17 protein-coding genes are annotated in these 19526 nt (G+C 51.2%); 7 read left to right on the plus strand and 10 right to left on the minus strand.

The features are described 5' to 3' along the window. Positions 1-326 precede the first annotated feature (326 nt). Positions 327-1649 (plus strand): ABC transporter permease, encoded by a 1323-nt coding sequence (locus B036_RS0123725; protein ID WP_071596808.1) that lies wholly within the window; start codon positions 327-329, stop codon positions 1647-1649. 31 nt (positions 1650-1680) lie between these two features. Here B036_RS0123725 and B036_RS0123730 read toward each other — a convergent pair whose 3' ends face one another. Together B036_RS0123730 and B036_RS0123735 are read right to left on the minus strand one after the other, a co-directional pair. Next, positions 1681-1923 carry a hypothetical protein gene (locus B036_RS0123730; protein WP_020571239.1) on the minus strand — a complete coding sequence of 81 codons (243 nt, stop codon included), beginning with the start codon at positions 1921-1923 and terminating at the stop codon, positions 1681-1683. 36 nt (positions 1924-1959) lie between these two features. Then, complete coding sequence (locus B036_RS0123735) at positions 1960-3252, minus strand: exo-beta-N-acetylmuramidase NamZ family protein (protein ID WP_211217432.1); 1293 nt, start codon at positions 3250-3252, stop codon at positions 1960-1962. Between the two features lie 102 nt (positions 3253-3354). Between B036_RS0123735 and B036_RS0123740 the strand changes: the two genes are divergently transcribed. Continuing rightward, positions 3355-4767, plus strand: coding sequence for an exonuclease domain-containing protein (locus B036_RS0123740; RefSeq protein WP_020571241.1), 1413 nt, complete (start codon positions 3355-3357; stop codon positions 4765-4767). Positions 4768-4897: 130 nt separating this feature from the next. Here the strand turns inward: B036_RS0123740 and B036_RS0123745 are convergent, their stop codons facing one another. Next, complete coding sequence (locus tag B036_RS0123745) at positions 4898-6136, minus strand: ABC transporter permease (protein WP_020571242.1); 1239 nt, start codon at positions 6134-6136, stop codon at positions 4898-4900. Between the two features lie 433 nt (positions 6137-6569). On the opposite strand from B036_RS0123745, the gene B036_RS0123755 reads away from it, so the two are divergent. The 3 genes from B036_RS0123755 to B036_RS0123765 all read left to right on the plus strand — a co-directional run bounded on the left by B036_RS0123755 (position 6570) and on the right by B036_RS0123765 (position 9702). Then, the gene (locus B036_RS0123755; protein WP_026232293.1) at positions 6570-7541 is read left to right on the plus strand and encodes a PorP/SprF family type IX secretion system membrane protein; all 972 of its coding nucleotides are present in this window, start codon (positions 6570-6572) and stop codon (positions 7539-7541) included. Positions 7542-7736: 195 nt separating this feature from the next. Continuing rightward, on the plus strand, positions 7737-8963 hold the full coding sequence (locus B036_RS0123760) for a gliding motility-associated lipoprotein (protein ID WP_020571245.1): 1227 nt from the start codon (positions 7737-7739) through the stop codon (positions 8961-8963). A 244-nt stretch (positions 8964-9207) separates the two neighbouring features. Further along, positions 9208-9702: a TlpA family protein disulfide reductase gene (locus tag B036_RS0123765; protein ID WP_026232294.1), complete on the plus strand. Its 495-nt coding sequence runs from the start codon at positions 9208-9210 to the stop codon at positions 9700-9702. A gap of 83 nt (positions 9703-9785) precedes the next feature. Here the strand turns inward: B036_RS0123765 and B036_RS0123770 are convergent, their stop codons facing one another. The 7 genes from B036_RS0123770 to B036_RS0123800 all read right to left on the minus strand — a co-directional run bounded on the left by B036_RS0123770 (position 9786) and on the right by B036_RS0123800 (position 16931). Next, positions 9786-9992 carry a dodecin family protein gene (locus B036_RS0123770; protein WP_020571247.1) on the minus strand — a complete coding sequence of 69 codons (207 nt, stop codon included), beginning with the start codon at positions 9990-9992 and terminating at the stop codon, positions 9786-9788. Positions 9993-10033: 41 nt separating this feature from the next. Next, positions 10034-10927 (minus strand): hypothetical protein, encoded by an 894-nt coding sequence (locus tag B036_RS0123775; protein WP_026232295.1) that lies wholly within the window; start codon positions 10925-10927, stop codon positions 10034-10036. A 7-nt stretch (positions 10928-10934) separates the two neighbouring features. Next, positions 10935-12206, minus strand: a complete 1272-nt coding sequence (locus B036_RS30810) for a 3-deoxy-D-manno-octulosonic acid transferase (RefSeq protein WP_020571249.1) — start codon at positions 12204-12206, stop codon at positions 10935-10937. Positions 12207-12259: 53 nt separating this feature from the next. After that, positions 12260-13036: a hypothetical protein gene (locus tag B036_RS0123785; protein ID WP_157472364.1), complete on the minus strand. Its 777-nt coding sequence runs from the start codon at positions 13034-13036 to the stop codon at positions 12260-12262. Positions 13037-13403: 367 nt separating this feature from the next. Then, entirely contained in the window at positions 13404-14243 is an 840-nt protein-coding gene (locus tag B036_RS0123790) for an NINE protein (RefSeq protein ID WP_020571251.1), read from the minus strand. A 308-nt stretch (positions 14244-14551) separates the two neighbouring features. After that, positions 14552-16099, minus strand: a complete 1548-nt coding sequence (locus B036_RS0123795; protein ID WP_020571252.1) for a hypothetical protein — start codon at positions 16097-16099, stop codon at positions 14552-14554. A 112-nt stretch (positions 16100-16211) separates the two neighbouring features. Beyond that, complete coding sequence (locus B036_RS0123800; protein WP_020571253.1) at positions 16212-16931, minus strand: NUDIX hydrolase; 720 nt, start codon at positions 16929-16931, stop codon at positions 16212-16214. A gap of 126 nt (positions 16932-17057) precedes the next feature. Here B036_RS0123800 and B036_RS0123805 point away from each other — a divergent pair, with 126 nt between their 5' ends. Further along, a complete protein-coding gene (locus B036_RS0123805) occupies positions 17058-17555 on the plus strand; it encodes a DUF4112 domain-containing protein (protein ID WP_020571254.1) in 498 nt (165 codons plus the stop codon). A gap of 158 nt (positions 17556-17713) precedes the next feature. Beyond that, the gene (locus tag B036_RS32585) at positions 17714-19501 is read left to right on the plus strand and encodes an OmpA family protein (RefSeq protein ID WP_020571255.1); all 1788 of its coding nucleotides are present in this window, start codon (positions 17714-17716) and stop codon (positions 19499-19501) included. Positions 19502-19526: the final 25 nt, after the last annotated feature.

Below are 19526 nucleotides of genomic sequence, written 5' to 3' on the forward strand. Positions count from 1 at the left end.
CAAGTCAGAGCTGGGTTTGGAGTCGCCAAGGCTATGGTTTTGGGACAACCGCATGAAGCTGATGAGTATCGTCACCTTGGTCTATGACTTCATGCTCCAGATATTGCGCAACTGGAAAGGCTGGGTTCCTCTTTTTTTAAGAAATTACTGTCATAGAACTGGAAAGCGGTACCGAGATGCCTTGGTACCGCTCTACAGACTTAGAATGGCCATCTCGATTTGCCTCACTTTAATGTGGGCTCAAAATTCGGGATGACTCATGTTTTTGTTTGCTAAACAACATCATTCAGACAATCTCCGCAAAACGAAGTAAGTTTACACCAAGTATGAACTTACCCCTTTTCTTAGCCAGGAATGTTGCCAAGGGCGGCACCCAATCGATCTCTCGAACGATCATTGGCATTGCCGTAGCGGCGGTGGCAATATCAATGGCCACAATGGTCCTGGCCAGCGCGTTGATTTCTGGATTTAAATCTGAAATATCCACTAAAATTTTTGGCTTTTGGGGGCATATCCATATTACGGCGGATGCGGCAAGTTATCGGATACTGGATAGCTACAATTATCCTATTTCGACTAAGCAGGATTTCTACCCGAGCCTGGATACTATTAGTCAGGTAAAGATGGAGCCATTCGGTAGTTCACTGGGGCTTGAAGCTGGAGAAGCTGAATCAACTAAAGGAGGTGTTAGCCATATCCAACAATTCATTGTTCTGCCGGGGGTGGTTTCTGTTTACGCGAAAGGGGAGCGATTACCAACGCAGGAGGCCATGATTCTGAAGGGAATCGCTGAAGACTATGACTGGGACAATTTTGGACGCTACCTGGAAGAGGGAGAGCGCCTGGTCGTTTCTCCGGACTCTACTAGCAAGAGCATCATTATCAGCTCAATTACGGCCAAAAGGCTTAAGGTCGGCCTGGGAGATCGGATCGACTTCGCTTACATCAGCAGTGACCTTAAGGAGCGGCCGAGGGCATTTACCGTTACGGGCATTTATAAAACGGGATTAGAGGAATACGACCGCCAGTTTGCGCTGGTAGACATTAAGCAACCCCGGGCTCTACTTGGATGGAAAGATGATCAGGTGGGCGGATTCGAAGTAACCATTGATGATCTCGACGACCTGGAACTACTCAGCAATTACATCCACTACGAAGTCTTGCCCCAGGATTTGTACGCTGAAAGCATCCGACGGAAAGTGAGCGAACTGTTCAACTGGCTGGACATCCAGGATTATAACTGGGCGATCATCCTGACGTTGATGATCATCGTAGCGATCATCAACATGATGACGGCGCTGTTGATCCTGATCCTGGAAAGGACGAATATGATTGGAACGCTTAAAGCGTTGGGACAAAACAACTGGAGCATCCGGAAGATATTTTTGTACTACGCCGGCTTCATTATTATTGGTGGCTTACTGCTGGGTAACGGTATTGGCCTTGGCTTATGTTGGATTCAGGATACATTCGGCCTGGTCCACCTGGATGAGGAATCCTATTATTTATCCGTAGCCCCAATCGAGGTGGATTGGCTGACGATCATGGGGCTGAACCTCGGCACGTTCCTGGTCACACTCGCGTTTCTGATTGTTCCTTCTTACCTCGTTACCCGGATTGATCCGGTGGAGGCAATCAGGTTCAAGTAGTTTGACTTTCAGGATACGTTGAGGGTAGCGCTCACATTATCTTGGCTATCTCGGCTTCCAGTTTGCCCTTTTCTTCTCTTTTCAGGAACTTCCGGACAACCTTATTTTTGCCGATCCTGCCTTTACTGTTTTGGTGAAAGGCCATGACCGTGCGTACCGCGGCGAGATTAGTGGCCAGCAGATCGTCATTTCCGGACTCAATGATTTGGCGCGGCCGCAGGTGCAAAACAGGCTTATAGGCAGGGTCGGTAGGGTTAAAGCGAGGTTCCTCCAACTTTTTAAAAAGTTGGAGCAGGTGCCTGCAGATTCCCTACGGATACAGCAAATACGGCGCTCTTTGCTGTCCGAAGGCGGTGATGTTATCAGTGATACTTGCCTGAATCTGATGTGCCTGGTTACCGTTCTCGATCATGGTTCGTAGTTCAGGTCCACCGGCCAGCAGGTCAAAGTGGTCCGGACGGGTAAAAAACTTGATTCCCTGCTCCGTAAGGTCCTGATAAGCACGGATCAGATGGTCTAATTGCCACTCGGCCTGGCGGAGTTCCTCAAGGCTCATTTTACTGAGGTCTACGCCCCGGCAAAGTTCCCCGTTTAATTTGGGGTCGGCGCTTCCCGGCCCCGGGGTAGGGGTGAAGCGGATATCTCCGTACCGGAGTTTTGGGTGCCCGTACAGCTGGAATTGTTTCCGGGTTCCCCGGCCTACAGAAACGGCCGTTCCTTCGAAGAAGCACAGACTGGGGTAGAGATAGATGCTGTGCTGGTTAGGCAGGTTAGGAGAGGGGGGAATTGGTAAGTCATACACCTGTTGGTGATCATAACCGGGCATGGTGATTACCTCCAGCTTTGCTCGAACACCTCCCACAAGCCAACCTTCCCCATTTACCATTCGGGCAAACTCGCCTACTGTCATCCCGTGAACGACGGGAATAGGTGCAATACCAATGAAGCTTCGGGCTTCAGGATAATCTAGCGTCCGCCCGGCGGTATAATGGCCATTCGGGTTTGGCCGGTCGAGGACCATGACCGTTTTTCCCTGCTCAGCGGCGGCCTCCATGACGTAATACAGCGTCGAGATGTAGGTATAGAACCTGGCGCCGACGTCTTGAATATCGAAGAGGACCACGTCGATGTCGGCAAGGTCAGCAGCCGAGGGCTTTTTGTTTTTGCCATAGAGCGACTTGATGGGTAGGCCCGAGCGTACGTCCCGACCATCGGCAATGGTGGCTCCAGCGTCTGCAGCTCCGCGGAAACCGTGCTCGGGGGCGAAGATCTTTTTCAGGTCCAGTCCCAGACTTTGCAGGCTGTCAACCAGGTGCGTACTACCGATGGTGGAGGTTTGGTTAACGACAAGGGCGAGGCGCTTGCCCATCAGCATAGGGACGTAGGTCCCCGTTTCCCAGGCGGCCGGGCGGCCTTTCTCCCCTTGCTCCTTTACCTCTTCCCCTTTGGGAACCGAGCCGCCAGGCGAGGATAAGGGGGGCTGCACCTGCGTCCGCGCCTGATCAGAAACGACAGAATTACTACAATTTGCGGTAATTGCAAGTAAAAAACAAAAAAATATACCTACCTTGGCCATTGTATTAGTATTTAGTGGGTAGTCCATAGTGGGGAGTAAGTATTCAGTAGTGGATAGTAGCATTGTAAAACTTCCAGCTAACCTTAATTGTCAATTACTATCCACTACCTACTAATGTAGTCACTCAAAATGAAAAACAAAGAATACGCGATCATCGACGTGGAAACCACGGGTGGCAAAGCCAGTCGCTGCCGGATCACCGAGATCGGTATTGTGATCTTTGATGGGGAAAAGGTAATCGAAACCTACGAAACACTCCTTAATCCAGAAACATATATCCCCGCAGGCATCACTGAACTGACTGGGATAACGATGGATATGGTGAAAGATGCGCCGAAATTTCACGAAGTGGCTAAGCGGATCGTAGAATTGACACAAGACCGGATCTTTGTTGCGCACAATGCGCGTTTCGACTATGATTTTGTTAAGGAGGAGTTTCGCCGCCTTGGCTACACGTTTACCCGTAAGCAACTTTGTACGGTTCGCCTGACGCGTAAGACTTACCCCGGCCTGAAGTCCTACAGCCTCGGCAACCTGGTAAAACACTTTGGCATACGGCTGGACAACCACCACCGTGCCCTGGCTGATGCAACTGCCACCACCGAATTATTGCAGTTCTGCCTCGCTGGCCCAGACTCCGCAGAACAGGTTTCACTGCTCGTTAACCAGGGCATCAGTGAGACGAAACTGCCAAAGCAAATGAAGCTGGCGCAAATTGAGAACCTGCCGGATGAATGCGGAGTCTACTACTTTCATGATGATACCGGCCGGGTGATCTACGTTGGTAAAAGTAAGAACATTCGTTCCCGCGTTGCCCAGCATTTTAACGATCGGACCGGTAAAGGTAAACTGATTGCCAGCCAGGTGGCAGAAATCACCTTTGAGTTAACGGGGTCCGAGTTGGTTGCTCTCCTCCACGAAAGCGAAGAGATTAAGCGATTACAACCCGGTATCAACCGGGCGCTGCGCCGCACAAAATTCCAGTACGCCATCATCTCGAAACTCAACGAAGCCGGTTACCGGTGTTTCGATATCGTGAAAAACACGGCCCAGGTACGCAAGGAAGAAGATGTGATCAGTGAATTTCCCACCCTTACCAGAGCTAAGGGGCGACTGGATTTTGTCCGTAAGCAACAGGAGCTTTGTGGCATATTAACCAAGCAGCAAAGTGGAAATATCTGTTTCTACTATCACCTTAAGCAGTGTCGGGGCGCCTGTCACGGCGTTGAAAGTCCTGAGGAGTACAACCTCAGGGCGGAGGAAGCCCGCCTTCACCTCCGTAATGTATTCGACTACGATTTCCTGCTCTTTGACCGTGGGCGTGCACATGATGAAGAAGCTGTGGTCCTGGTACAGAACGGCAGGTACCGTGGGTTCACCTACGTGAATAAAGAACAGGCGCATGATGCTGAATCGATTCTTGAAGACATCAAATACCTGGAAAGCCATCCGGATACCGCGCGCATCATTCAACGGTTTGTGGCCGAGAAGGGCGGGCGATTGGTGGATTTGGCTACGGGGAAGCGACGCAGTTTAGTCTAGCAGTTTGGTGGTCTTGTTGTCTTGTAGTACCGCCGCATGAGGCAGCTCGCTTGTGGCTAAGGGCATTTCGCGTTTAGGTGATAAATAAAATTTGCCGACGCACCCTCGGTAATTTTTCTAGACTACCAGACTACCGCCGAATAGCCACCACAGGGTCCAGTCTGGCAGCCTTCCGCGCCGGATACGTGCCGAAAACAATACCGATCAGTAGGGCAACCACACTAACTACGAGTAAGGTGTTCAAGGAGAAGATGGCCCGGAATTCCAGATCGTCGACAAAATAATTAAGGATTGGCGCAGCAACCAGTGCAACAGCCATACCCAGTAGAACCCCGAAAAAACAGCCGATCGCAGAGATGGCTACAGATTCGGACAAAAACTGAATGATGATGTTACGCCGGTTGGCACCCACAGCCTTACGAACACCGATTTCCGGGGTACGTTCAGCGATGGACATCAGGAGCACATTCATTACACCTACACCGCCGACGACTACAGCAATACCGATTAAAAATCCCATCACCAAACGAAATACAAGAATACCCTGTGCCAATTGCTCAAGGTAGCCCGTGCGGGTAAAACTTTCGGTTGGGTCGGAGATGTCGGCAAATTGCCGCTTCATCCAGGCGTCAGTAAACTTTTGGGCGGCGAGAACTTCATTGACATCGGCTAGGGCAATGTTGAGGGTGGGGTGGGGGGTGGCGGCGTCGGCCAGAAGCGTCAGCGTTGAAAGTGGGAAACCGATGGACAGAGATTCCGGGTCATCAGTTTTTACGATGCCGGCAACGGCCAGGGAGTCGCCCAATAAGTAGATCTGTTGTCCGATGGCCCGGTCGAGGGAGGCACTGTCGCCAAGAATCCGGCTGGCCACCGTCTCGTCCACGATGACCAGTCGTGCTCCCGTTGCGGCATCCGCCTCAGTAAGGTACCTGCCGTGCAATAGAGAACTATCTTGAACGGGATCCAAATGAGGCAGGGTATAGGCCTGGTACCTGAGTCCCATCTTCGTGCTGTCGCGAGTATAACCGATGGTGGAGTTATTGTAAGTGAGTTGCGTGGTTGCCGCGTAGGGCAGGGAGTCCATTAATTTGGCCACCAGGGCTTCGTCAATGGTCGCGATGGTATCCCGTTCGGTATAAATCCCGTCGACGCGCGTACCGGTATTGGCTCGGATGAGCAGGTTCTCGAGAGAACTGCCTGCGGAGATTTGTTCCTTGGCGTATGCCTCCAGTCCATCGATCATGGCAAGCATGGCCACCAGAGCACCAACGCCGATGATGATGCCCAGTACGGACAGGAAGGTCTGGAAAAAATTGGTGCGCAGGTTGCGGAAGGTCTCTGCGAAAGCACGGGAAAAGGCGGACATCATAGCTTAGGAATCTGTTGCCCGCTAAGGTAAATCTTGACTCCGGCGGAAAGGTATTTCTTCTACGAGCGGTGAGTTATAGTAGCCTAAGGACTTTTTTAGCGGGATCGCAGGTGCAAAGGAGCGCTAAGAAGCCATCTTTTTGGATAAGCTGAAGGCAATGTATGCTCGCTCCAATAATTTTTTTTTGCACCTGCGGCCCCGCCACTTTATGCATATCTGATGGCCCGGTCATCAAAAGGGCAGGCCTTTCCTGTCGTATTACCGACCGGTGTTGTTGATTGTAGCGACCGAAACATCGGGCGAAGACGTTCCACTTATTATTATCCGTTATCTTACCCGTGTACTCCAACGCTTCGTTGCTGAAAACCAGTAGTGCATTTTGTCCGTTACCTCTTGAAGAAGGGGCAATCGACTTCTTAAAAAATTGGACCCAATGGCAAAACGAATACTTTTTGTGCTTCCCCTGCTGATGCTGGGCTTCCTGATGAAGGGCCAGCAATTTGCTCAATACAGTATGCCCTGGCAGGATCCTGTACAATTTAATCCGGCTTATGCAGGTCTTGATAATTCACTCAGCATTACCGGAGCTTACCGAACCCAATGGGCTGGCCTCGAAGGGCAACCGGTGGGCCAGCGACTGAGTGCGCACCTCCCCATCTATTACCTGAGTAGTGGCTTTGGGATCGAGGTCGAACGCGACCAGCTCGGTGCCCGTCAACTGAACAGCTTTGGGGTTTCCTATAATTACCAATTGGTACGCGGGGCTTCAGTTTGGTCGGTAGGGCTATCGGCCAGAATGCTGCAACTTGGCCTGGACGGAAGCATTTTACGCACGCCCGATGGATCTTACGAAGACCCGAATACAATCATCCATAACGATGACTTGCTGCCAACCGGGGCAGTGGATAACAGTTCTCTTTCGCTTGGTGCCGGGATTTTTTACCAATCGGAGAAGGTTGAAGGCGGCCTGTCTGCCCGCAACCTTAACTCGGCAGTAATTGCCTTTCCTGGGGTAGATTATGTACTTAATCGGGAATACCACGCTTATCTGCGGTTAAAATTTGATCTGGTACGTAACTGGGAACTCCTCCCAATGCTTTATGCCGTGAGTGACGGGACGCAACATCAAACTACGGCCGGTGCCACTTTCCGGTTCCGTGAGAATGTTTTTGCCGGAGCGGCATACCGAGGGTACAGCGGGCCTACCTCCGATGCGGTAGTTGTGATGGGCGGACTTAACATTAACGAGAAATTCTCAATGGCTTACGCCTACGATATCACACTCTCTCCAATACGCAGTGTGCAAAACGGAAGCCATGAAATCAGCTTGAAATACAACCTGCGTCAACGCATCGGGGCCGGTGTACCTCCCCCCGTTATCTTCTATCCGCGCGCCAAAGAGTAAGAGATTGTGTTAAAAGTTGGTTTAGGTGCCAACTTTAATACTACGACGGCAGAATAGATCGTTTCCGTCACGTACGTAGCTACCTTCTTGGTTGTTAAAACTTTTCCAACTTGTCTGGAAAGTTGTTTAGCCACGGTAACTCGTATATCTTTGCAACGCTTTTGAAAACTTAAGAGGAAAAACTCGGGTCTTTTAATGAAGAATTTTATTTACCTCCTCCTGGCCGCATCCCTTATGGCCCTCTCTCTATCCAGCTGTGGTAGCCGCGAAACCGGCGAACTGGTTGGCGCTCTTGATCGCCCTGACTGGAAAGGCATCCTGCCTTACGGCATGGTCTACGTTCCACCGGGCACTGCCCACGTTGGCAATAGTGATCAGGATATCTCGGGAACATTCATCCAACGTCCAAAGGCCATTACCATTAATGGCTTCTTCATGGATGATACCGAAATCACCAACAACGAATACCGCCAGTTCATCTACTGGGTTCGGGATTCCATCGCTCACGACATGATGGGAGACTTCGATGAAAACGGTAACATCGATTGGGAAATTGAACTGGACTACGCAGACGAAACACTGGCCGACCTTTGGTTGGACGAAACTTTCGCCGGTAAGCGCCAGGTCAACACTAACCTCTACGAGTACACGTACAAAGAAGCCGATTGGGGCGCTGCCGCCCGCGCACGTCCTGATGGCCGTAGTGGAGAAGGAATGAACTCCTTCATCACCGAGCGTACGGTAAACATCTACCCAGATACACTGGTGTGGGTACGTGACTTTGCCTACAGCTACAATGAGCCAATGGCACGTAGCTACTTCTCTCACCCAGCTTACGACGATTACCCAATTGTTGGTGTAGACTGGCACATGGCCCGCGCCTTTAGCTACTGGCGTACCTCCCTGTGGATCACCTACAATGAAGATATCATTGAAGAGTTCCGCCTGCCAACCGAGTACGAATTCGAATACGCTGCCCGTGGTGGCAAGGAAAATGCTCCATACCCATGGGGTGGTCCTTATGTTCGTAACACGAAAGGCTGTCTCCTGGCCAACTTCAAGCCTGGCCGTGGTAACTACCCCGATGATGGTGGTGCTTACACCGTAGCAGCTGATGCGTACTACCCGAACGACTACGGCCTTTACAATATGGCCGGTAATGTTGCGGAATGGACCATTACCCAGTTCAACGAAAATGCAGGAAGCTTCATCCACGACTTCAACCCGGATATTCGCTACAATGCCAAAGAAGAGGACCCCATCGCACTTAAGCGGAAGGTTATCCGTGGTGGTAGCTGGAAAGACGTTAGCTTCTTCCTCCAGAACGGAACACGTACTTACGAATACCAAGACACTACGAAATCTTACGTCGGCTTCCGTAATGTAATGTCTTACACCGGTCGGTCTATCAACGACTTTTAGGACAGACTTCTATCCCGAACCTCGACAAAAACGGTCATCTCCAGCATGGGGGATGACCGTTTCTGTTTTGGGGTGAAGCGTTCTTTAACGTAATGGTGAAGTGGCCTGCATTGCCTCTTGACGAAGGCGCCTGCTCTACCTGTTTCTCTTATAGTTTATATTAGATTAAGATAATTATAACCTATCTTGGGGAAACAAAAAGACTACCCCACACCGTTTTCTCAGCGCAAACCAACATCAAATTATGTTAAAGAACTTTCTACTCCCCCTGGTCATACTATGTCTCACGGGAAGTTTAATGGCGCAGAAGACTTTCCCTACTCCGGATCTGGTTACCATCGACCAACAAACAGTTGCACTGTCAGACTATGTGGGTAACGGAAAACCTACGGTAATTGCCGTCTGGGCGACCTGGTGCCAGCCCTGTCATATGGAGCTGGACCATATGAAAAACTACCTGAATAAGTGGGAAGACGAATACGGTGCACAGTTCCTTGCCATCAGCATTGACCAACGGTACATGATGAACCGGATCAAACCTTTAGTAAGCCGTAAAGGCTGGAAATACAACATCCTGGTTGACCCAAATGGTCAGCTGCAGTCAGCGCTGGGCTTTCAAAGCATTCCCCAAATGTACATCCTGGATGGAACGGGTAAAATTATCGAGCAATTCAGCAGATATGAAAATGGACAGGAAGCTAAGGTAGATCGTCATTTAAAGCGGCTGGCTTCAAAATAAGCTAACAGTACCGTTCAAAAAAAGAACGCCGTGCCAGGAAGCAATTCCGGCACGGCGTTCTGATTTGTACTTGCGTCCAACGACTATACGTCTACTTCAAAAGTAAGCTTTACGTTTACCCGAAACTTGTCGACTTTGCCGTCTTTTACGGTAGCAGATTGCTCGTTGATGTAGACGGAACGGATGTGACGCACAGATTTAGAGGTAGACTCTACTGCATTCTTAATGGCGTCTTCGTAGCTTTCGCCACTTTCGCTTAGTACTTCGATGACTTTAAGGACTTTGCCCATTGGTAAGGAATTTGTGATCGTCAGAAAATTGACAATCGGATTTATTCTCTTTCTAGGATGCCGACGAGGAGGAACGCGGGTGTTTTGCCCCGTTCAACTTCCACCCGGAGGTCAAAGGAACTTCCTGGTGGACAATCGTAGGAAATTAAAGGAAACGCATCGGGACCATTATCCATGGCTATAATACGCTGCGTTTCATTTGCCAAATATAAGTCAATGTTCTGAAGAATTCGGCTTCCGGTGGCGGCAATAATTTTTGGCCCGGGGCCAGGACGAAGCCCAATAATGGAGATCCCTTCATTTTCGGATAAGGAATATCCAAAGGCACACCATTGGGTCGGAGTGGCTAGCCAATTCGTTCCGGAGTAGGCTGCTTTAACATCTTCAACGGAATTGAAAAAGGAGGTCGCAACCTCCCGGTATTCACTTTCGAGGATCGACCGGCCGGCAGCGCGAAGTAGACAAACCGCTACAAACTCCCGTGGATGGCGGGAGCTGACCAAGTGGACCTGTAATTGATAGGTACCTGCGTAGTCCGTCCGAAACTCAATGATTGGCGTGGCATCTGGTTCTTTATCTGCACCAATGACCGCTCCGGAAGAGTCGCGTAGGTAAAGGTCTGTGTCTTCTTCGTCCGCCGTAGTAGTGGCGATGAAAACATAGTTGGTATTTGCTAATAGGCTTACGTTGAGGCTGATGGTTTTACCAGTCTCAAGCGATGCTACAGCCATGTTCAGCCCGGGGCGCCACTCCACGCCCGAAAGGGCTACCATGAGGTTGGCTTTTTCGAAAGCAGCAGTAAGCGCCCCGCGGGGGCTGTCCCGCTGAGTATCCTCAATTGGTTGTCCCGCCAGCAACTGACTGCTCAGAAGTAGTAGCAGGAAGAACAAGCGAGCAGCTGTCTGGTACAGTAAATTTCTAATGGGATAACTCATGGATGTTCTAACGGGAGCCAAGGCTAATCAGTTTCATGATGGTACTGCTGGTTCGTGCTCCGGCCCCCGCTAATTGATCGCTCAGTTGCATTTGTGCACCGGAAGCCGATTTACGCGATTCGGTGTTGAGGAGAAGTTCCAGCACGCGAAGAAGCTCTTCTGGTGTTTGTACGGTAAAGGCCCCTCCTAGTTGCATTGCCGCTCCGGCTTCGGGAAATTTGTGATGTTTGGGACCAAACATTGCGGGGAGGCCATAAGCCATTGGTTCCAGCGTATTGTGCAGACCTGTTTTAAAGGCACCACCAATGTACGCGAGGTCGCCGTACCGATAGGCACGACTAAGCACACCGATGGTGTCAAGGATCAATACCTTGCTATTAAGGGCTGCTGCGGCATTCGTATGGGTGTAGCGTAAGGCATTGAAAGCGGCGGACCATTCAGCAATTTCTTCCTCGTGGAGTTGATGGGGGGCTAGCAACAGCCGGCAATTGTCGGGAAGTTTTTTCCATACAGCTTTCCACAAGTCAACGTCTGGCGGCCAGACAGAGCCGGCAATAATCGTCACGCCAGATGCTTTGGTGAAAGATTCAAGTATGGGGTCCGAAAATGAGCTTTGCGCTAATTGCCGGGTGCGATCCATCCGGGGATCACCGGCTACAACGATGCTGTTTTTAGGGTAATTTCCCCGCTTGGAGAGCAATTTTTGGTCGTTTGGTGTTTGTACGGCGATGGCGGAAAAGAAACGAAGCATTTTGCGCCACCAGCCTCCCCAGGGCCGGAAAAATGGTTGATCGATGCGGAAGCTTGCGGCAACCAGAAAGGTGGGGATATTTGCCCGATGAAGCGCCCTAAGGTGAAAGAACCAGAATTCGTACTTAACGAAAATGGCCAGGTCTGGTTGAATGTCATCCACCCATTTACTGGCTCTGCCGGGGCCATCGGCGGGTAAGTAACCTACGAAATCTGCCGCATCGCTGTCTTTACACCGTACGTAGCCGCTGGGGCTGAAAAAGGTGAGCAGTATTTTATGCTCAGGGAGTTGCTGGCGTAAAGCTTCAAGTACGGGCTGCCCTTGTTCCCACTCTCCGAGGCTGGCACAATGCATCCAAAGGAGGGGATGTTTTCTTTGGCGAGGCCGCAGGTGCAGGGGAAGGTTGGCAGAAGCAGGGTCTTGCCTGCCTCCCACCCAAAGCTTCGCTTGCTTCACGCCTAAGACTGCCGCTAGCCGTATGGCGAGATGGTAAGCAGATATGGCCAGGTAGTAAAGAAAGGTTTGCATGCAGGTTGCAGGTTGCAGGTTGCAGGTTGCAGAACTGCAACTGGCAACACTTGCTAGTAATATATTTGGCGCCCCTCTCCAAAGTAGAAAGGAATGATCAGGCCAGCCTTCACACCAAGGACCAAATCTGTCCTGCCCTCTTGTGATGGAGGTCCTCCGGTGGGGATGTCAAAGTTTCGCAGCCCTTTAGTAAAGCCTGCCGTTATTTCTCCACCGATATAAAAGTTAAGCCTGCGATCGAGGGCTAATTGCTGGAAGCCAACAAACTGATGAACGGCCAGGCCTCCGGTTAGCCGGTCGTAACCCGGTTCTAATTCCGGAGCGACCTGGGGGACGCCCTGTATGGGGTCCTGCTGGAGACGAATACGATGAAAAAAGTAGCCGATACTGGTCTTCACGTGAATGCCCGCCCGCTTGTTTTCACCAATGCTCAGGGTATAACCCAGGCTGGGGCCGACAAACAATTGGCGTTGACGAAGTTGAATGTCAGCCGGTTCCCGCTGGTTTCCGATCAGGAAACCTTCTCTGGTGCGCAAGTCCGCCAGGACATCCTCTTTAACCTGGTCGCCAAAGCCATACTGTGCCCGTACGCCAAATTCGAAATTGGTGCCGACCGGCAACCAGTACAGTCCACCGTCGATCGACCAACCATTACCGAATCGGTTGACTAAATCACCACCGCTGGAGTAAGGACCATAACCAAGATTGACCATCAAGGCCCGGTCAAGGTTTCTGGCTCCGGCAAGGCCTTGAGCAGTTAAGGGCACAAAGCATACAATCAATAGTAGGGATAGACTAATCCGTTGGATTAGTTGGGGGAATCTTTGCATAGGGACAAAGGTAAGAATTGTTGCAGGGTCGCTTCGCTCCCCTTACAGGTCGCAGCCACTCACTTCGTTCGCTGTTGCAGTGCGCCTTCGGCGCATTGCAGGTTGCAGTTACCGCACTCGCTTTGCTCGGTAGACGGCCTGCGGCCCTGGTAGAAGGTAGATGGTAGGCTACCGCACTTGGCAGCTCGCTTCGCTCGTTTCTGACAAGTTCTTTGAAAAAAATGTTGAAAAAATTTGCTCTAATTGCCTTTTGTCCTTTTTTTCCTGCAACCTGCAACCTGCAACCTGCAACCTGCAACCTGCAACCTGCAACCTGCAACCTGCAACCTGCAACCTGCAACCTGCAACCTGCAACCTGCAACCTGCGTCACCCCATCAACTTCTCCTTCTGCTTCTGGTATTCCTGTTGCGTGAGCACACCGGCATCGTGGAGCTCCCGGAGGCGGGTGATCTGCTCAAGCAGGTCGGGACCGGGAGGCGGAGCATCGGTCGACAACGGAGTGGTCGGCGGGCGATTGAAGTCTTCCAGGACTTCTTCTTCAACAATCTCTGGGGAGGCTCTTACCGCTGGCGTCGTCAGCTCAATCAAATTAAGGCGACGGAAGTTATTCTCGCGAAAGGTCGCGTAGCTGGAGTGCTTGCGCAGCGCAGAAAGGGCTGGGTGCTTCTCGATGCGCTCCGGTTTCGGCAGGCCGAAAGTAACGGACAATTCAAGGTGGCGAAGGGCTTCGCCAAACTGACCAAGTTGAGCGTAGGAGCAGGCTAGATTAAAGTGCGTGCCCGCGTCTCCGAGGTCGTTGTTGGCAGCATCGAGGAATGCTTCGATGGCCAGGTCATAATCACCAGTACGGTAATACCGGATACCTTCGGCTTTGAGACTTTTGGTGTTAGCCGGGGGCAGAGCAGCGAATCCCTGTGGCTGTCGGCTGTTTGCCAAAGCTTCTTTATCGTATTTGGCCTGCCACTTTTCTTGTGGGGTAGCCCAAAAAACGATGGCGGTAAGTACGGGAGCAAGGCACAGGGTTGCCAGCAGGATACCGAAAACTTCTTCTACATCATTTGGCGGGTTAGTGTTGAGAATCGCAATGATGCCCCAAAAACCTGCAAACTGTAAAGCACCCCGGAACCACTGACCGAGGTAGAAGCGGTGCACGCCAAAGACGCCCAGGAAAAAGGCGAAAAATCCGGCAAGGGTTTTGTTCAGCATAGTAAGAGTAAGATAGTTGTTATTCGGAACCGTGGCAGGGCAAGATAAGAAGGCTTACTTATAGATACGGTTTCGAATGGAAAAGGATGTACGATGAGTCCATTTTTTTCGACGGGAACACGACTCCACTCCACCAGTACCTTGCTCCTTTAACCATTTTTGCACCTGCGGCCCCGCCTGGAAAGTAAATAATTGAAGGATAGAATAAGCTACCGCTGTTTCTACTCACTGCGCTTTACTTGTTCGCCCGGTGAGGGAGCGCAGCGAGCCGAATGGTATTTGCGGTCGCTATTCTCTCATTCAATTATTCAAGCATTCACTTCAGCTCTCCGTGTTGATATCGCTTCCTTCAGTGTCTCTTCCACTCCCAGAAAGCGGAAGTAGGGTAGAATTCGCTCTATATTATCGAGTGTCGGACGGTCCTCGGCAGTTTTAATGGAGCGAAGGAAAAAGGCTTCTTGCTGCGCACCCAAAGCAGGTTGTCGGGCAGCTTTCTTCAGGGCTGCCACGTTCATCAACCGATACCGGGAATGGAGACTGTGCCGGACCAGGATATCGACCATGGCGGCCGGATCCGCCAGGCTATCTATTTGCTCACCGATGATGTCGATGGCCACGGTGGATATCTTGTCGAACCTGGAGTCCACCAATTCTCCCAGGCGTAACTCAATGCCTAACGGTAAAGCTGGTGGCAGGTTGGCAGATTTGACAATGGCTTTTAGTTGTAACAGAGCATTTCGCTGCAACCGGGGCTCTGTCCGTTTCAGGTAGTTTTCGATGGTCTTCAAAGCGTGTTGTTGTGAAGTTTCCACGACCAGTTTCAACCAGTTTTTTTCCAGCAGTTGTGGCCAGGTTACCTGGGCCGTATCGGTGAAATGTTCTGATGCTACCTTTTCGTTCATATCAGCCAGGGAGATGCCTGAGCCTGGAGCCGCGAATCGGTTGATGACCCCCAACAACAGGTCGAGGACGAAGTAGTTACCTTCCTTGTTGAACTGCTTAATCAGGTGAGCGACGGGATTTGGAACGTCATTAGCAGAAAGTAAGCGATAGACTTCGAGGGCCTGCTCCGGATGGTCTTCAAGAACCTGCAGAGTAAGGTTTACCACGTCGTCTCCCCGATATTTAAGCAGCATTTCCAGGTAGAGTTCCAGCAGGTCCCGATGGCCGGATAAGGAAGGGTACAGTGCCAGGAAGCGTTGTTTACTAGCCTCGTCGTGGTAGGTTGACAGCCCCTTCAGTAGCCCTTTTGCTGCAATATGGCGACCAGGCAATTCTAGTTGGGAGAATACGTACTCGCGAGCGGAATCGGTGTGCAGGTTTCCAAGTAATTCGAAGGCAGGCAGTAGCGTTTCTCCGTCCAATAAAGGTATAAGGGCTTGCAACCAGGGTTCGAGCACCGTAGCATTGTCCGGGCCAAAATGCTTATCCGCAATAGTTTTTCGGGCCAGGAGAGTTAGTTCGTTTTTCGGGTTTTGGGCCAGCAGGAGCAATAGTTTTTGCTCGTTAGTATTTCGCTTCTGCCAGAATTCAGCCCGCAGCCGCCACGGAGGTAAAGGCCCTTCTTCGTTCAGCGCCCCGGGGCGATGAAGGGAAAAAGCTTCCTGCAGATTCTGATAGCCGGGAAATTTTTTTCGCTTCCAGACGATGAATTCAAGCGGATAACGGAGATAGTTTGTCAGGTCTTCAAAATAGTTGCGTACGGCTTCCCAGTTGTCACCATGGGTGAGCCTGAAAACTGTTTCAGGTAATTTGGCTGCGGCGGATTCCACGTTCACGATCTCCCCTCGTTCGGTGAAGGTGACCAGGAACCCGGCGGGGCCGTAGGGAGTGGTTAAGTGGATGGTGGAAGTCATTAGGTTTCAGGTTGCAAGTTTCAGGTTGCAAGTTTCAGGTTGCAGGTTTCAGGTTGCAGGTTGCAAAGGGATGACGGTACATGCAACCTGCAACTTGCAACTTGCAACCTGCCTACTTACGTTTCCCTTCTTTCAATTCAAAGTTGAACCCATCTTCTTCCAGTTCCCGGTACCTTCCCTCATCAAAGCTGTAAAGCTTGGCGGGCCGGTGGGCTACACCTTTTTGGGAGCGGCCGAGGTCTTTAAGCAAATTCATGGAAAGGATCTTTTTACGGAAATTCCGTTTTTCAAGGTCCAGTTCCCAGATGGCTTCGTATAGGTGCTGCAGGTCCGTAAGGGTGAATGCCGGAGGTAATAGTTCGAAACCGATGGGGCGACTGCGGATGCTTCGCTTGAGGCGATGGAAAGCTACCTGGACAATCTCTTCGTGATCGAAGGCCAGGCTCTCGATATCACTTACGCTGTGCCAGGCGACTTCCTGCGCCACGCCGGCAGCGTGGAGCTCAAAATCTTCCACCTTTACCAGGCTATAGTAAGCGATGGTAATAACGCGGCCGAAATCATGCCGGCCGGGGGTGCCAAAGGCTTTTACCTGTTCGAGGTATACGTCCTTCAAGCCGGTAACTTCTCTTAAGACACGCTGCGCTGCGGCATCGAGATCTTCGCCTTCCCGAACGAAATATCCGGGCAGACCCCAGTAATTGTCAAACGGTGCTTCGTTACGCCGGATGAGGAGGATTTTTAACTGACCATTGTCAAAACCAAAAATTACGTTGTCAACAGTGAAAGCAGACTTAAAGTATGCGTCAAAGCTTTTTTGCGGTTGGGCCAAAATGGAATAAACTTACGTGTGGGGGTAAAGATAGTGTGAAGTGTACAATAACCAGTGGTTTAATACTTCCCTTCGGGAACATTCAGCCTGGCTGTTACCTTTACCCGTTAATAACCAACTTTCCTGATGAACCAACCCGGCCCAAATTCTAACGCTCCCATTCTTACTGAAAGTCAGCGAGCGGTACCTCAATTAAAGTGGATAGACGGTTTTAGCCGCCTGCTGGACACTAAATTCAGAATACCGGGTACAGACATAAGGTTTGGCGCTGATTTCCTGCTTGGGCTCGTACCCGGTGCCGGAGATATGGTGTCGTTGGCCATGTCTGGCGTCCTGGTGGCAACAATGGCCAAAAACGGTGCCAGCGGTATGCTGGCCGCTAAGATGCTCTTCAACGTAGCTTTGGACGCCCTGGTGGGGTCCATTCCTATATTAGGTAACATCTTCGATCTCTTCTACAAGGCAAACTACCGGAACGCTGTTTTAATGCGGGAATATTATGATGAGGGCGAACACCAGGGAAGCGTTTGGCCCGTCGTCATCGGCGTATTGATCGGGCTAGTGATTATCTTCGGATTATTGATCTGGGCACTCGCAGCAATGGTCGGCTGGGTGTTAAGTTAAGTGTGGAATACACCCAGTTCGTTAAAATAAGCATCTGGTATACGGGACGGTAAAAGCTGAACGCTAATATCAAATACCCAATTTAGCAGATTATTCAGGCGGTTGCTTGCAACTTGGACTGTACACTACGATATTGTGAGTACCTAAACACACCCAGTATGAAATACCTTTTTACCCTCTTGGCCATATTGGCCATTACTCTTTCTGTCTCCGGCCAAAAGGAGACAATCAACCTGGAAGCTTCCATCTATTTTGCTTCGGCGAGCCACCAGCCGGCCGAAGTGGAGATGAATAAGCTGGCGGAGTTTGCCGATAAGCTTACGAGCTATGCCGATTACACACTGAAGATCGAGGCCTTTACCGATGAGCAGGGAACAGATGATTATAATGCTGCCCTGGCCCTCCGTAGAGCAGATGCCATTGCTAAAGCCCTGGCCCTCCGCGCCGTCGTCGCTACGACCACCAAAGTGATTACTTACGGAGAGGAACTGGCCCGGACGAATACCACCGATGATGCCGAGAGGCGCATGGACCGACGGGTAGATCTTGTAGCTACGGTTGTTCGTTGGACTGATGCCGCTGCCGCCATCCAGGCGGCCCGTGCAGGCCAGCTGCAAAGCCTTACGATTGGTGATCCAACCGTACGCCAGACGATCTCCGGCAGGAATGGTGGTGTGTTTATGATCGAGGGCAATAGCTTTGTTCGGGCAGACGGAACTCCCGCAGAAGGAGCCGTATCGGTGGAACTCGTTGAGGCCTATGACCTGTCGGACATGATCTTAGCGGGCCTGACCACTACCTCCGCCGGCAAACGATTGGCCACCGGTGGAATGGTCAACATCACCGCGACCGATGCCACCGGAGCGGCTCTACAACTGAGGGATGGAATCGCACTTACTGCTTCTATCCCAACGGATGACTTTAACGAGCGAATGCGGATTTTCTCCGGTGCGGAACATAATGAAAGTGGCGCGCCTACGGACTGGGCGCTGACCGAAACCGGTGTTGCTCCCACCGCAGAAGCCTTTTTCGTCGTGGATAATGCTCTATTGGACATCGATGTCTTTCGGGTCTCTGCCGAGAGGGCCGTTGGCCAGCGTCTGGCGGTTTGGAGAAGGACTAACCCTGAACCTAAGAAGCCGAAGCTTTTACGCCCTAAAAGCACGAATAAGCCACCGGTAAAGGTAAATGTTGAAAAAATCGCTTACGAGCCAAAGGGCCTGAAGAAAATCTTCATGTCAAAGCAAAAGCGGGCAGAAGAAACTGCTAAAAAGAGAGCAATAGCGGAAAGAACTTACCAACGGCGGCAAGCGCGCTATGAGGAAAACCTCGAATATGAGCGGACTCGCCCCGCACGCAACCAGGAAATACAAGAAAATTATGAAAAAGAGCTTGCTACCTGGGAAATTGCCTTCGAGGCAGCTAAAAACGGCTATACAGAGGAGGCGACTCAGATTCTTTCAGCTGAGGCAAAAAAGCGTCGGGAAGCCTACCTGGCAGCCCGCGAAGCCCGGATTGCCGCCTTGGGCGATGAACTGGCTGGAATGGAGGACCTCTCCGGCCGTAGCGGCGACGTTAGCCGGTATTTCTTTAGCGTAGCCCGCCTTGGCTGGACCAACGTCGATATTTACACCTCAGATGAAGACCCGATCCAGGTACTGGCCTCGTTGCCGAACAGCACTGAAAGGGCGACCGTCGTCATGGTCCCGACCGATCGCCGAAGTGTGATCGCTTATAACCCTGACGGCGAGGGCAACTGGAAACGAGGCGGTATTCCGCGGGGCGTTGCCTACCATGTTGTTGCCTACCAGGTATTGAACGGACAGCTGATGATGGCGCATCGGTTTGTTGATGCTGCCGACGATAAGACAGTGGAGACGCTCAGTTTCGAACCAGTCGCGGTTACGGAGTTGAAGGATAAGCTGGCGGGGATTTTGGGGAGCTGAGTTAGTTCATAGTTTAGTAGTTCAT

This window comes from Neolewinella persica DSM 23188, from assembly GCF_000373105.1.
GTDB lineage: Bacteria > Bacteroidota > Bacteroidia > Chitinophagales > Saprospiraceae > Neolewinella > Neolewinella persica.